This window comes from Actinomyces sp. W5033 (genome assembly GCF_051303165.1).
The window spans coordinates 206,124-219,807 of the sequence record NZ_JBPPGD010000003.1; the positions used below are offsets into that span (position 1 = coordinate 206,124).

General features: G+C 74.4%; 12 protein-coding genes. All 12 read right to left on the reverse strand.

The window, feature by feature from the left end; genetic code table 11:
• Positions 1 to 53 precede the first annotated feature (53 nt).
• The 12 genes from ACSJJR_RS03435 to ACSJJR_RS03490 all read right to left on the reverse strand — a co-directional run bounded on the left by ACSJJR_RS03435 (position 54) and on the right by ACSJJR_RS03490 (position 13,488).
• The gene (locus tag ACSJJR_RS03435) at positions 54 to 1,172 is read right to left on the reverse strand and encodes a glycosyltransferase (protein WP_435942078.1); all 1,119 of its coding nucleotides are present in this window, start codon (positions 1,170 to 1,172) and stop codon (positions 54 to 56) included.
• A complete protein-coding gene (gene murJ / locus ACSJJR_RS03440) occupies positions 1,169 to 2,830 on the reverse strand; it encodes a murein biosynthesis integral membrane protein MurJ (RefSeq protein ID WP_435942079.1) in 1,662 nt (553 codons plus the stop codon). The genes ACSJJR_RS03435 and murJ overlap by 4 nt, the downstream gene beginning before the upstream one ends.
• Entirely contained in the window at positions 2,820 to 3,776 is a 957-nt protein-coding gene (locus ACSJJR_RS03445) for a hypothetical protein (protein WP_435942080.1), read from the reverse strand. Before ACSJJR_RS03445 ends, murJ begins: the two co-directional genes overlap by 11 nt.
• A 47-nt stretch (positions 3,777 to 3,823) precedes the next feature.
• On the reverse strand, positions 3,824 to 4,792 hold the full coding sequence (locus tag ACSJJR_RS03450) for a copper transporter (RefSeq protein ID WP_435942082.1): 969 nt from the start codon (positions 4,790 to 4,792) through the stop codon (positions 3,824 to 3,826).
• Positions 4,793 to 4,834: 42 nt separating this feature from the next.
• Entirely contained in the window at positions 4,835 to 6,058 is a 1,224-nt protein-coding gene (gene steA / locus ACSJJR_RS03455) for a putative cytokinetic ring protein SteA (RefSeq protein WP_435942084.1), read from the reverse strand.
• Positions 6,055 to 7,857 (reverse strand): DNA repair protein RecN, encoded by a 1,803-nt coding sequence (gene recN, locus ACSJJR_RS03460; RefSeq protein ID WP_435942085.1) that lies wholly within the window; start codon positions 7,855 to 7,857, stop codon positions 6,055 to 6,057. Before recN ends, steA begins: the two co-directional genes overlap by 4 nt.
• Positions 7,854 to 8,777, reverse strand: coding sequence for an NAD kinase (locus tag ACSJJR_RS03465; RefSeq protein WP_435942087.1), 924 nt, complete (start codon positions 8,775 to 8,777; stop codon positions 7,854 to 7,856). Before ACSJJR_RS03465 ends, recN begins: the two co-directional genes overlap by 4 nt.
• Positions 8,774 to 9,646 carry a TlyA family RNA methyltransferase gene (locus tag ACSJJR_RS03470; RefSeq protein WP_435942089.1) on the reverse strand — a complete coding sequence of 291 codons (873 nt, stop codon included), beginning with the start codon at positions 9,644 to 9,646 and terminating at the stop codon, positions 8,774 to 8,776. The genes ACSJJR_RS03465 and ACSJJR_RS03470 overlap by 4 nt, the downstream gene beginning before the upstream one ends.
• Before the next feature lies 1 nt (position 9,647).
• Positions 9,648 to 9,884 carry a hypothetical protein gene (locus ACSJJR_RS03475; RefSeq protein ID WP_435942090.1) on the reverse strand — a complete coding sequence of 79 codons (237 nt, stop codon included), beginning with the start codon at positions 9,882 to 9,884 and terminating at the stop codon, positions 9,648 to 9,650.
• A complete protein-coding gene (locus tag ACSJJR_RS03480; RefSeq protein WP_435942092.1) occupies positions 9,881 to 10,948 on the reverse strand; it encodes an HAD-IIA family hydrolase in 1,068 nt (355 codons plus the stop codon). Before ACSJJR_RS03480 ends, ACSJJR_RS03475 begins: the two co-directional genes overlap by 4 nt.
• A gap of 4 nt (positions 10,949 to 10,952) precedes the next feature.
• Positions 10,953 to 11,909, reverse strand: coding sequence for a hypothetical protein (locus tag ACSJJR_RS03485; RefSeq protein ID WP_435942094.1), 957 nt, complete (start codon positions 11,907 to 11,909; stop codon positions 10,953 to 10,955).
• Positions 11,910 to 12,279: 370 nt separating this feature from the next.
• Positions 12,280 to 13,488: an IS110 family transposase gene (locus ACSJJR_RS03490; protein WP_435941460.1), complete on the reverse strand. Its 1,209-nt coding sequence runs from the start codon at positions 13,486 to 13,488 to the stop codon at positions 12,280 to 12,282.
• Positions 13,489 to 13,684: the final 196 nt, after the last annotated feature.

A 13,684-nucleotide genomic window follows, 5' to 3' on the forward strand; every position in this document is an offset into this window, starting at 1 on the left:
GACACCGCGGCCTCGGTCGGCGCGCGTGCGCCACCGAGTCTACGGGCGCCCGCTCACGCCCCCGTGCCGCGCAGGACCCGCTCGAGCTGTGAGGCCAGCGCCTGCTCGCCGGGCAGCGAGGCGGCAGCCCGCCGGGAGGCCTGCCGAGCCTCGTCCAGGGCCCCGGCGTCCGTCAGGAGGCGGTGGACGGCCTGGGCCAGGGCCTGGGCGCTGGGTTCGACGAGCACCGCTGCCCCGCCCGCGGTCACGGCCGTACCGCCCACGTCGGTGGCGACGACGGCGGCCCCGGCGCGCAACGCCTCCTGGATGGTCAAGGGCTGGCCCTCCCACTGGCTCGTCTGCACGACGACGTCCGCCGCGGACAGCAGCACCGCGACGTCCTCGCGGTGACCGAGCAGACGCACGGGCAGGCCCTGCGACGCGATCCGTCCGGCCAGGGCGGCCTCGAGGGGACCCGCGCCCGCCACGGCCCACACGAGCCGGCCCCGGGAGCCCGGCAGCCGCTCAGACAGCAGCGCGGCGGCGTCCAGGAGCATGTCGAGCCCCTTCTGGGGGGCGAGCCGGGCCACCGTGAGCAGCTTGAGGTCGGCGCCGTGCCAGGCGGACTCGATCGAGGACGCGACCGGGGCCGTGGCCTGCCCCAGGTGGCTGGGCGCGGGGATGACGGCGATCTCCACGTCCCGCGCCCCCCGGCGGCGCACGCTCTCGGCGAGGTCGGGGCTCACGGCGAGCACGACGTCTGCCCGGGCAGCCACCAGCGCCTCCAGGCGGGCCCCGATGGCGGTGGTGAGCCAGCCCCCGACGGGCCGGTTGTGCACGCTCACGACGAGGCGGCGACGGCGCGGGCCCAGGGCGAGGGCGGCCAGGGCGCCGGCCCGCAGGCCGTGGGCGTGGACGGCGTCCACTCGTCGCGCCAGGCGGCCGATGCGGCTGACGAGGACGGCGTCCTCAAGGCTGGGCCGGGGCCCGATGTCCATCTCCCGCACCCGCGCACCGCCCAGGTCCGCCCCGTCGGTGACCGCGGCCGGGGCGGCGACGACGACGTCGTGGCCGCCCGCGCTCAGCAGCCGGGCGCAGTCGGCCAGGTGGGCGCGCACGCCCCCGGCGGCGGAGCCGGCCAGCTCGAGCACGCGCAGCGGCGTGGTGGGGGTGCCATGGGCGGTGCTCGTCATCGGTTCTCCTGGGTCGTCTGGCTGGGTGGACGGGTGCCCCGCGCCCGCAGCACGGCCAGCAGCCCGCGGTCGGCCGCGGCCACGGCGCCGAGCGTCACCGCCGCGACCACCAGCGCCCCGCTCAGCGCGAGGGAGAGCGCCCCGATGGTGCCCGTCGTCCTGTCCACGAGTATGCGCCAGGTCAGGCCGCCCGCGGCGGCGACGGGCGTGGCCACCGCCAGGCTCCTGAGCACCGGGCGCAGGACGGCTGGCCCCAGGGCACGGGCCATCGCCGTCAGCAGCGCCGCCCCTGCCACGCACATTCCCACGCTCGTCCCGGCGGACAGCGCCAGCAGGGTGGCGGCGCCGTCGCCCCCACCGGGCACGGCCAGGCGGACCGCGAGCACGGAGGCGACGCTGAGCGTCAACCACCCCGTGCTCGCGGCCAGGGCGGCGGCCCGGGCGCGGTCCGCCGCGAACAGGACGCGGGTGACCTGGTGGATGAGCGCGTAGCCCACAAGCGCCGGGGCGAGGGCCGCCAGCGCCGCGGACATGCCCTCGACCTCGGTGAGCAGGCCGAAGAACCTCTCAGCCGCCGGGCTGGCAGCCAGCAGCGCACCCGCCCCCGCGGTGGCCACCGCGACCACGAGCGCGGTGGAGGAGCCGGCCAGTGACTGCGCCGTGGCGCGGGGCGTGCCGGTGGCGGCGAAGGCGGCGGACAGGCGCGGGTACAGGACGGTGGACACGGGCACGACGAGCACCGCGTGCGGCAGAAGGTAGACGGCCTGCGTGTACTGGTAGACGGCGACGGTGCCTGTCTCACCGCCGGCGCGCGCCAGCGCCAGGACGACGAGCACGCTCAGCTGCTGTGCCAGGAGGGTGAGCACCCCCGCGCCCCCCAGGCGCAGCACGCGCCGCCCGAGCCCCCGCTCCAGGCGCAGGCTCGGGCGCAGGCGCAGCCCGGTGCGGCGCGCCGGCCACAGCAGCGGCAGGCTCAGGGCGGCGACCCCGGCGGTGGTGCCCCAGCCGAGCACCTGCAGGGCGGCGGGGTCGGCGCCGTCACCTCCTGCCGTCATCGCCCCGTAGACGCCGTAGGCGGCCATGACGACGAGGCTGGAGGCGATGGGCGTCAGCGCGGGCCAGGTGAAGCACCCGTGGGCCTGCAGGGCGCCGGTGAGCACGACCCCCACCCCGTACAGGGGCACCTGGAGGGCGAACATGCGCAGGAAGGCGGCGACGAGCGCGTGCTGGGCCTCGGGGTCGGTGCCCACGGACACCGGGAACAGGCCCGCCACCGGCTCCGCGGCCAGGGCGAGCAGCGCGCCCAGGGGCACGAGGACCGCGAGCACGAGGCCGAGCAGCCCGTTGACGGTGCGGCTCGCGCGCCCCGCCGGGCCCCGGGTGGCCCCCGCAGCCAGCAGGGGGACGACCGTGGCCGCCAAGGCACCGCCGACGACGACCTCGTAGAGCACGTTGGGGACCTGGTTGGCGGTCGTGTAGGCGCCGGCGACCGTGCCGGCTCCAACCGTCGAGGCCTGCACGACCCAGCGTAGGAAGCCGAGGGCCCGTGAGGCGAGGGTGAGCCCAGCGAGGCCGCCTGCGGCCCCGGCCAGGCCCCTGGGGCCCGACGGCCGGCCGTCCTGGTCGCCGGCCCGCGCCGGGTGCGTCTCAGCGCGCACGGCGGCCCAGGGCGTCGAGGGCGTTGAGGACGGGGGTGCGGGCGATGACCGAGCTGAAGGACACCTTCTCGCTGGCGAGCACGAGCGCCGTGCCGAGGCAGGCGGCGGCCACCCGCAGGCCACGCGCCGGGTGAGCGGCCATCGCGGTGCCCACGAGGGCGCCCAGGGCGTTGGAGCCCGTGTCGCCCAGCATCGTGTCCTCCCGCAGGTCCTCGGGCAGGGCTGCCACCGAGGTGGCCAGCGCCCCGGCGGCCAGCGCGCGGCTCGCGGCCGTCCCCGGTCCTGGAGCGGCCGCCAGGGGCGCGCACAGCAGGCAGGCCGCCTTGAGGGCCCTGCCCGGACGCAGGTCGAGCAGGTTGTGGACATTGGCCCAGGAGGCGATGACGACGGCACTGGTCAGGGCGTCCGCCACCAGGGGCACAGCGCCGGGAACCGAGGTCCGTCCGGCCGTGACCAAGCCCTGCGCCAGCGGCCCGGGGCGGCGCCCTGCGGCCAGCAGGCCGCCGGCGCCGGCGGCCCCGGCCCCGATGACGACGATCTTGAGCGCCCCCGTCGTCACCCGTCCACGGCGCAGGGCCGCAAGGTGGCCGCGCAGCCCCTTGGCGGGGGTGGCGCCGTCGTGAGCGCCGGCGTCGAGGTCGTCGGCCAGCCCGGCCAGGGCCGCGGCCGTCGAGGCGACGGCCGCGGCCAGCGAGCCGCTCGAGCGCGGGCCGTCGTGGAGCAGGCACCCGGCCTGAGCACAGGCCACGACGGTGCCCAGGGCCACACCGACCCCGCCACGCAGGCTCACGGCACGCCCGTGGAAGTTCGTGCGCCCCAGGTGCCGCTCCGCCCAGTGCGCCCCGCGCAGGGCGCGGCTGCCCAGAAGGGTCGTGGCCAGGCCGGCGAGGGCGACGGGCACCAGGGGGGTGCGGCGGAGGGGGACCGTGGAGGACCGGGGGCTCATGGGCTCAGGCTATGGCCATCAGCAGCCGGTGAGGGCGCTGACGGGGCTCAGCCCTCGCTCCTGGCGGAGGACTGGGCCTGGGCGCCGGGCACCGGCGGCATCACCGCGTCCGCCCCGTCGTCGAAACCGTAGTGGCCCCGGCCCCCGGCCAGGGCCTGCGCCAGCGCCAGGGGCACAGAGACGGTGGCCGCGGCCTGGCCGACGGAGTCCACGGTGGACACGGGGACAGCGGCGGTACGCAGCCCGGCCACCAGGTCGGTGGAGGCGTCCGCGGAGCCCAGCACGAGCGTGGGCACGGCCGAGGCGAGGCCCACCATGGCATCACTCCACCCGGCGGGGTCCTCGGCGTCGGTCGGGGTGGCGGTGGCCTGTTCCCCGGTGTCCTGGCTCGCGCGCGGACCGATGACGACGACGCCCTCCGCCGTCGCGGTGAGCCCGGCATCCACTGTCATGAGCGGCTCCGTGCCCTGGGCGGAGGCGGTGAGCATGCCGGTGAGGGTCGAGGCGTTCTGGTCCGTGCCGGTCAGGGCGGCGGCCAGGGCCTGCCCGAGGACGGCGTTGGCCTGCGAGGCGGCCGCTGCCCCGCCCAGGTAGCCGGCGACGGAGCCGGAGTAGGTGGAGCGGTAGGTCGCCCGGGAGGACTGCACCCAGGCGCTCGTGAGGCTTACGCGGCCGACGACGGTGGCGCCGGCCGTCTCCAGCCCGGTGGAGGCCGCGTCGATGTCCTCGCCCAGCGCCCCGGGCAGGATGACGAGGGCGACGGCTCGGCCCTTGAGCGTGCCGGGAAGGAGGGCGGAGGCGCCCGCCATGATGTAGTCGTCGCGCTCGATGACGGCGCCCTCGGTGGCCTCGAGACGGGCCTGGGTCTGGTTGCGGTCCTCGCGCAGGGAGGAGACCTGGTCGTTGAGCGCGGTGCCCAACGAGTTCTGCAGCGGCCCCGCTCCGAGCACCACGCCGACGGCGAGGGCGAGGAAGACGGAGATGAGCGAGACGAGGTGGTAGCGGAAGTCGATCATGTCGTGTGTGCCTGTCGTGGTCCTCGGGTACGGGGCGTGTGCTCAGACGGAGGGTCTGTCCGGCACGAGGCCGACCAGCGAGCGGAGGAAGGTCAGCAGCTCGTCCCACACGGCGCCGGACAGTCCCAGGAAGGTCTGACCGGCCGGGGTGAAGGCGAGGGCGACGAAGAGCGCGACGAGCCCGGACAGCGCCAGCAGCAGCAGCTGCCAGCCGGAGATCCGGGTGCGGTAGAGCCGCGAGACGCCCTTGGCGTCAATGAGCCGTCCGCCGACCTTGAGCCGGGTGAGGAAGGTCGAGGACATGCCCTCGCGGCCCTTGTCGAGGAACTCCAGCAGGGTCGCGTGGGTGCCCAGGGCGACGATGAGCTCGGCCCCGGCGGCGTCGGCCAGGAGCATGGAGATGTCCTCGCTAGTGCCGGTGGCGGCGAAGACGAGGTGCTCCACCCCCAGCTCCTCCACGCGCCGCAGCCCGGGGGCGCGGCCATCGCGGTAGGCGTGGACGACGACCTCGGCGCCGCAGCGCAGCGCCTTGTCCGAGACCGAGTCCATGTCGCCGACGATGATGTGGGGCGTGAAGCCGGCCTCGAGGACGGCGTCAGCGCCGCCGTCCACACCGATGATGACGGGCTTGTACTCGCGGATGTAGGGGCGCAGGGCCGCCAGGTCCTCCTTGTAGGAGTAGCCGCGCACCACGACCAGGACGTGGCGTCCGCTCATGGGGGTGCGCACGTCGGGCATGCCGACGCCGTTGAGCAGCAGGTCCCGCTCACCGCGCATGTACTCCATGGTGTTGACGGCGAAGGCCTCGAGCTGGACGGCCAGCCCCTGCTTGGCGGCCTCCATTGAGGCCGCCACGCTCTGGGGGGTCTGGACGGTGCCCTGGGCGAGGACGTCGTCGGAGCCGAGCAGGCGCACGGTGCCGCGGGCCTCGGAGTCACTGAGGTCGATGACGACGCGCTGGCCCTCGCGCAGGCGCATGACATCGGGGCCGAGGTCGTCGACGAGGGGGATGCCGCCCTCCAGGAGGATGCCGGGGCCGAGGTTGGGGTAGCGGCCCGAGACGGAGGGTGCCGCGTTGAGGACGGCTACGGGCCCGGCCTCGACCAGGGACTCGGCAGCGACCCGGTCGAGGTCGGTGTGGTCGATGACGGCGACCTCGCCGGCCTGGAGCCTCTTGGTCAGCTTCTTGGTGCGCGCGTCCACCCGGACCACGCCGCTGGGGCGCGAAGGGTCCAAGGCCGCCTGCTTGCGGAACGGGTTCCTCACGGCTGGGATTGTGCCACGCGCGCCTCGTCGAGCAGCTCAACGGCGTGGCGCAGGGCGGCCTCGGAGTCCTCGTGCCCCGACAGCATGCGGGCGAGCTCACGGACCCTGTCCTGGCCGCTCACGTCGAGGACCTGGGTGCGGGTCCGGCCCGCGGTGGCGGGGCCGTTGCCGGCGACGCCGTCCTGACCGTGGTCGGTTGTCTGCTCCTTGTGGACGACGAGCTGGGTGTCCGCCCAGGCGGCCACCTGGGCCAGGTGGGTGACCACCACCACCTGGTGGCTGCGGGCCAGACGGGCGAGACGGCGTCCGATCTCGCGTGCCGCGCGCCCGCCGACGCCGGCGTCGATCTCGTCGAAGACGAGGGTGCGCTGGTGTCCTTGGCGGCTGGGACCGTCCTGCCCAGCCTGGGAGGCCTCGGCGAGCACCACCTCGAGGGCGAGCATGATGCGGCTGAGCTCACCACCGGAGGCTCCCTTGCCCAGCGGGAGGGCGGGGGCCCCGGGGTGCGGGCAGAGGAGCAGGGTGACGGTCTCAGCGCCGGTGGGCCCCGGCTCGTCCAGGCGGTCGAGCTCGACGACGAGGCGCGCTCCCCTCATGTGCAGGCCCTCGAGCTCGGCGGTGACCGCCTGCTCGAGGCGTCCGGCCAGCTGGGTGCGCGCGGTGGTCAGCTCACGGGCGACGGCGTTGAGCCCGTCGCGCGCGGCGTCGCGCCGCTCGCTGAGCGCGGTGGCGGTGTCCTGGGGCCCGTCGATCTGCGCCAGGCGCTCGGCGGCGCGCTCGCACAAGGCGAGGAGGGCGTCGATGTCCTCGATCTGCTCCTCGGGACCGCCCACCTGCCTGAGCAGCCGGGCGAGCTCGCCGCGGCGGTCCTGTACCCAGGCCAGGCGGGCCGGGTCGGCGTCGAGGGAGGCGAGGTACTCGCCGAGCTCTGAGGCCGCGTCCGCCGCGAGGACGGACAGCTGCCTGAGGCGGTGCGCGAGCTCGGCCAGGACCGGGTCGACGTCGGCCCCGAGCGCCAGGGCCCGCTCAGCGTGGGCGATGAGGGCCAGAGCATCGGGCGCCTGCCCGGTCAGGTCCTCGTCACCTGTGAGCGCGGTGAGCGCGCAGCGGGCCGCCAGGCGCAGGTCCTCGGCGTGGTCGAGCCGCTCGGCCTCGATGGTCAGGGCGGTGTCCTCCCCCGGCCGGGGAGAGACCTCCTCGACGGCCTCGAGCCAGTGGCGCAGGCGGGCGGCCTCGGCGGCCCGGTCCTCGGCGTCGGCCTGCCAGTCGGCCAGGTCCTTCTCGCAGCGCTGGAGGAGACGGTAGGCCTCTAAGTAGCGCCGGCACAGGGCGGTGTGCGCGCTGCCGCCCAGGGAGTCGAGGGCCGCGCGCTGGGCGGAGGCCGAGCGCAGGCGCAGCTGGTCCGCCTGGCCGTGGACGCTGACGAGCTGGGCGCCGACCTCGCTCAGGACGGCGGAGGGCACGGCGCGCCCACCCAGGTGGGCGCGCGAGCGGCCGGCGGCGGGCACGGTGCGTGAGGCGATGAGGAGGTCCTCATCGAGCTCGGCCCCGGCGTCGAGAGCGCGCTGGGCGGCGCGCGAGGCCGGGTCGAGGACGAAGGTGCCCTCGACGAGCGTGCGCTGGGTGCCAGCACGCACGACCGTGGTGTCGGCGCGCTGGCCAAGCAGCAGGCCCAGGCAGGTGAGCACCATGGTCTTGCCCGCACCGGTCTCACCGGTGAGGGCGGTCAGGCCCGGGCTCAGGCGCAGGTCGGCCCGCTCCATGACGCCCAGGTCCTCGATGTGCAGGGACTCGATCACGCGGCGCCGCCCTCGCTGGAGACGGCGCCCTCGCTGGAGGGGGCGATCGCCGTGGTCTCGCGCCACCCGGCCACGGGAAGGGAGAACTTGCGCACGAGGCGCTCGGAGAAGGGCGCCTCGTTGAGCCGGGCCAGGCGCACGTTGCGCTCACCACGGCGCACGCGGATGACGCTATGGGAGGGAACCGGCAGCATCCGGCGTCCGTCGCACCAGATCTCCGCCTGCTGCATGCCGGTGTCCTGCACCCGTACCTCGAGGCAGGAGCGGGGCCCGACGACGAGGGGGCGGGTGAACAGGGCGTGGGCGGCGATGGGCACGAGCAGCAGGGCCTCGACCTCGGGCCAGATGACCGGGCCCCCGGCCGAGAAGGCGTAGGCGGTGGAGCCAGTGGGGGTGGCGAAGAGCAGGCCGTCGCAGCCGAAGGAGGAGACGGCCTGTCCGTCGACACCGGCGGCGACCTCGAGCATGCGGGCGCGGTCGCGCTTCTCCAGGGCAGCCTCGTTGAGCGCCCAGCCCCGGATGACGGTGCCACCAGCGGTCTCGACCTCGACCTCGATGGTCATGCGCTCGTCGACGGTGTAGCGGCCAGCGACGAGGTCGGTGACGACCTGCTCGACGTCGTCCGGGTCCGCCTCCGCCAGGAAGCCGACGTGACCGGTGTTGATACCGACGAGCGGGACGTCGAGGTCGCGGGCGATCTCGCAGGCGCGCAGGATCGTGCCGTCGCCACCGAGGACGAGCACGAGGTCGGCGGCGCCGTCCCCGGGGGCGACGGGCTGGACGCCGTGGGAGCGCAGGGCCCGGCGCACCTGCTCACCCACGAGGGCCGTGGAGCCGCTGCGGCGGGAGGCGGGCACCGGCTGGTCATTGTGCTCGCGCTGGAGGACGAGCACGCGGCGAGGGGTCGGGACGGGGCTCACGGGTTCCTCCTGTCTCGGGGTCGTCGGCCGAGGCCCCCAGCTGGGCCCTGCTCGACGGCGCGGATGACCTCGTCCCTCAGGGCGTCGCCGTCGAGGTCATCCTCGGCGCCCAGGCGCCCGGCGTGCATGGACACGAAGTACTCGACGTTGCCTGCGGGTCCGGGCAGCGGGGAGGCGACGACGGCCTCAACCCCCAGCCCGAGGCGGTGCGCGGCCTGCGCAACGGCCAGGACGGTCTCGACGTGCAGCTGGGGGTCGCGCACGACCCCTCCGTGGCCCAGGCGCTCCTTGCCGACCTCGAACTGGGGCTTGACCATGAGCAGCAGGTCGGCGTCGTCGGCCGCAGCGGCCACGAGGGCGGGAAGCACGAGCGTGAGGGAGATGAAGGAGAGGTCGCCAACGACGAGCCCGGGCGCGGGGGCGACGGCGGCGGGGTCGAGGGTGCGGACGTTGGTGCGGTCCAGGACCGTGACGCGGTCGTCAGACTGCAGGGACCAGGCGAGCTGTCCGTAACCGACGTCCACGGCGACGACGTGGGCGGCGCCTGCGCGCAGGAGCACGTCGGTGAAGCCGCCGGTGGAGGCTCCGGCGTCCAGGCACCTGCGACCCTCGACCCGTGGGGCGCTGCCGCGGGCAGCGAGGGCCTCCAGGGCCCCGGCGAGCTTGTGGGCGCCGCGTGAGACATAGTCGTCGCCGCTGGGGGTGACGACCTCGATGGCCTGGGCCGGGTCAACCTGCCGGGCGGGCTTGGTGACGACCTGGCCGTCGAGGGTGACGTGGCCGTCGGTGACCATCTGGGCGGCCTGGGAACGTGAGCGTGCCAGGCCGCGGCGCACGAGCTCGGAGTCGATGCGGATGAGTCTGGCCACGTCAGTCCTCCGCCCCCCGCAGGACGGCGGTGAGGTCCTCGTGGAGGCAGGCAAGCGCCGCCGCCCGCTCCTCGAGGGGCAGCGCGCCCGCCTGCGCGAGCCGCTGCCTCACGTGCGCACCCGCCTGCTCCAGCCGTGAGGCGGTCTCCTGGGCGGCCGCTGCCCGTGGTGGGGCGGGCAGGGGACGGGACGCTCCGGCGGGCAGGGCCGGGCGGGGGCCCGACGCCGTGGGGCTCACGGCTGGCCGGCCTCGTAGGTGACGGTGAGGTGAGGCACCGTCACCGCACCGGCCGGTCCACCGCCGACCCGGGCGGCGTCGGCGTGCTCCCAGGCGGCGCTGACGAGGGAGCGGTAGGCATTGAGGCCGACGGTGACGTCGGCTCCTGCCAGGCGGGTGCCGTCCACCTCGAGGGTGCCGTCCTCACCCACACGTGCCGTGGAGGCTCCGCAGTGCCAGGCTCCCTGGGCGTCGCGGGTGGGTTGCGGGTGGGGCTCGAGCAGCCCCCTGAGGTCGGTGTGGAGGAAGGAGGGGCGCTCAGCGGGGTCTGCCAGGACGACGTCGCGCGCGGAGCTGACGCCGGTGAGCACATGCATGCCGGGGATGGCGCTGGCACGCGCGCCTGTGAGGTCCGTGTTGAGCCGGTCGCCGACGGCGAGGGGCCGGGTCCCGCCGGAGCGGAGCAGGGCCCGCTGGTAGATGCCGGGGTGGGGCTTGCCCGCGGAGAGGAAGTCCTTGCCGGTGGCGTTGGCGACGGCCCGCACGAGGCTGCCGTTGCCCAGGGCGAAGCCGCGTTCGGTGGGCAGGGTCGCGTCCGTGTTGGTGGCGACGTGCAGCGCGCCGGCGGTGATGGCGTAGCAGCCCTCGGAGAGCATCGCCCAGTCCACGGCGGGGTCCCAGCCCTGGACGACGGCGTCCGGTGCGTCGGTGGCGGAGCCGACGACGACGAAGCCCTCGTCGGCCAGCGCCTGACGCACTCCCTCGCCGCCGACGACGAGGACCTTGGCCCCCGGCTCCAGGTGCTCGCGAAGGAGAGCGGCAGCGTCCATGGCGGCGGAGAAGACCTCGGTGGCCCGGGCGCGGATGCGGTTGCGGGCGAGCTTGTCAACGACGGTCTGCGGGGCGCGGGACGCGTTGTTGGTGACGAAGGTGAGGTGCATGCCCTCGTCACGCGCCGCGTTGACCGACTCGGCGGCGTGGGGGACCTCGGCCTCGCCGGCGAAGCAGACGCCGTCGAGGTCGAGCAGGGCGCAGTCGTAGGCCTGCGCGAGCGGCAGGCTCGAGCCCAGCAGGACGGTGCTCATCGGATCAGTCCTCGTCACTGCCGCGCGCTGCGGTCGAAGGGGCGTCGGTGGAGGAGGCGTCGGTGGAGGAGGTGTCGGCGACCTCCTCGCCGAGCAGCTCGGCCATCTCCGCCTCGACACGTTGGGCGAAGGAACCGGTCCAGCTCTCGTCCTCGTTGTCCAGGACCTCGTCGGTGCCCGCACCGCCGTCGTCATCACGGGCGTCCTCTGGGTCGGCCGCGGTCCCCTCGGCGGGCTCGTGAGAGGGTGCGCCGGCCGACGCACCCGGCTCGCCGGTGACCTCGGCGCCGGTGACCTCGGACTCGTCCTCCATGTCGTAGACGGCGACGTCCTCCGGCAGGTCCTCAGGGCCCTGACCAATGCGCTCGCGTACCACCTGCGCCTCCTCGAGGCGCCCGAGCTCCTCGAGCCTGTCCGCACGCACAGAGTGCAGGCGGCGGCGGGTCTCGCGGTCGCCGCGGAACATCATGATGGCTTCCTCGATGACGACGAGACCGAGCTCGGTCTCCCCCATCTCGTGCCGCACCCCCGAGACCACCATGGCGATCTCGGCCTCCTCGGTGTCGTCGAGCTGGCTCGGGTCCGCCTCGGCCGCCGCCTTGAGAGCCCGGCCAAGGTGACCGAGGGCGCGCTCGCAGTCGGCCTCGATGGCCCGGTGAAGGTCCAGGCCCGACAGACGGCGCGCGGCGCGGATGTCGCGCAGGGCCTCGACGTAGTGGCCCGAGAGATAGGCGGCGATGCCCGCCGACTCACGGACGACGGCGATGCGTCCGGCGTGCGAGGCGGCATAGCGAGCGTGCTGGTACGCGAGCTCGGGGTCGGTGTCGAGCAGCCGCTGGACCATGACAAGGTGCCGTGCGACGTTCTCGGCGTTGGCGCGTCCGAGGGCGCGCAGCTCACGCCTGGCGGAGGGCTCGAGGTCCTGCGGAACCACGTCCTCAGGCACACGGGGCTCAGGCACGCGCTGGCGCTGCGGGGGCCGTGAGTCGCGGCGGTCGTCCCGGGTGAAGCGGCCCGTCCGCGATCCGCCTGTACGCTCGCCGCTCCGGCCGTAGGAGCGGCGCTCGCCACCATCGCGCTCACCGTAGGAGCGACGCTGACCGTCACCGTAGGAGCGGCGCGGTGCGAAACCGTGCCGGTCTCCGTTCCCGTTGTGCCGCGCTCGACGGGCGCCAGGTCTGTCGTCAGCCATGCTCATCTCTCATTCACGTGTGTGGTGGTGCCCGTCAACGAGCTTCTGGCAACAGACTATCGACCCACGGACACTGCCCGGTGGCCTGTTGTGTGTGGTGTTGGGTGCACTGTGTGGGGGGGTGCCCCTATGTGGTGTGTCAAGCGGCGGCGGGTAGTTTCGTGGCTGGTTGTGGGTCGTAGAGGGCTCCATCTCGGATCATGGCGTGCAGGGTCAGGATGCGGCGGTGGGCCAGGGCGAGAACGGCCTGGTTATGACGCTTGCCCTGGTCTCGTTTGCGCTGGTAGTAGGCCCGGGAGACGGGGTCGGAGCGCAGGGAGGCGAAGGCGGACAGGAACATGGCGCGCTTGAGCCTCTTGTTGCCGCCGTGGGAGACGTGCTCACCACGGATCGATGAGCCGGAGCGGCGTGTGACGGGAGCGAGCCCGGCGTAGGAGGCCAGCTGGGCGCCGGTGTCGAAGGTCTTGCCCAGGGTCTCGGCCAGGAAGACGGCGGCGGTCCTGACCCCGATCCCGGGCATGGAGATCAGGACCTCATAAAGAGGGTGGGCCTCCACCAGGGCCTCGACCTGGGCGGCGACATCGGCCCGCTGAGCGTGCAGGGCGATGAGCTGCCTGGCCAGGTGAGGTAGCACCGTTGCGGCGGCGTCGGTGCCGGCGACCACCACGGTCTGGTGCTCCAGGGCCGAGACGATCTGGCCGGCCCAGGTGGCGTGCCGCCTGCACCCGTGCTTCTTGAGCCTGGCGTCAATCCTTGCCTTGCCCGCTCGCTTCAGATCGGCTGGGGTGGGCCAGGCGGCGATGACCTCCAAGACGGCGTCGTGCTCCAGCCAGGGCCCCACCACGGCCTCGAGGGCGGGGTGGATCTGGGTGTACAGGCCCCGGATCCGGTTAGCGCTCTGGTTGACCTGGCGGGCCAGGTCCAGGTCGAATCCCGTGAGCATCGACAAGGCGGCCGCGTCCTCGTCCGAGGCGCTGACGGCTCTCAGGGTGTGAGGCATGCTCCTGGCCGCGCCGGCGATGACGGCCGCGTCCTTCGCGTCGGTCTTGGCGCTGCCCGGCGTCAGGTCGGCGATGCGTCGCATCGACAGTCCGGGCAGGTAGCCCACGGTGATGCCCATGTCCTGGGCCACCGCCACGGCCAGGGCCCCGATGGTGGCGGGCTGGTCGACCACCACCAGCAGCCTCCCGTGGTCGGCCAGCTTGCCGTAAAGGGAACGCAGACGTGCCTCGTCATTGGGAAGGGGCTTGTCGAGGACCTTCCGCCCGTCCCGGCTCAGGGCCGTGGCCCAGTGGTCCGTCTTGCCGACGTCGATGCCGATGAAGACCTCGATGTCCTCGATATCCATCTCTCCTGCCGCCTCTCGGTCAAGTCGATACGGGGCCAGCCGGTGGACGACCGGTTCCGCACCCACGTTACGAAAGACCTCACACGCGGTGGGTCGTTCCCCTTATCAGCGGTCACCAGCGTCCGGCTGCTGCGGGTGACAACACCCCCCGGATCATCTACGGACAGGGGCAAGACATCATGCCCACAGCAACTGG

Bases quoted from the DNA above. Each gene is read 5' to 3' on its own strand.
- ACSJJR_RS03445 (WP_435942080.1), bottom strand. From the start codon at position 3,776: ATGAGCCCCCGGTCCTCCACGGTCCCCCTCCGCCGCACCCCCCTGGTG.
- ACSJJR_RS03435 (WP_435942078.1), bottom strand. From the start codon at position 1,172: ATGACGAGCACCGCCCATGGCACCCCCACCACGCCGCTGCGCGTGCTC.
- ACSJJR_RS03480 (WP_435942092.1), bottom strand. From the start codon at position 10,948: ATGAGCACCGTCCTGCTGGGCTCGAGCCTGCCGCTCGCGCAGGCCTAC.
- ACSJJR_RS03490 (WP_435941460.1), bottom strand. From the start codon at position 13,488: ATGGATATCGAGGACATCGAGGTCTTCATCGGCATCGACGTCGGCAAG.
- ACSJJR_RS03450 (WP_435942082.1), bottom strand. From the start codon at position 4,792: ATGATCGACTTCCGCTACCACCTCGTCTCGCTCATCTCCGTCTTCCTC.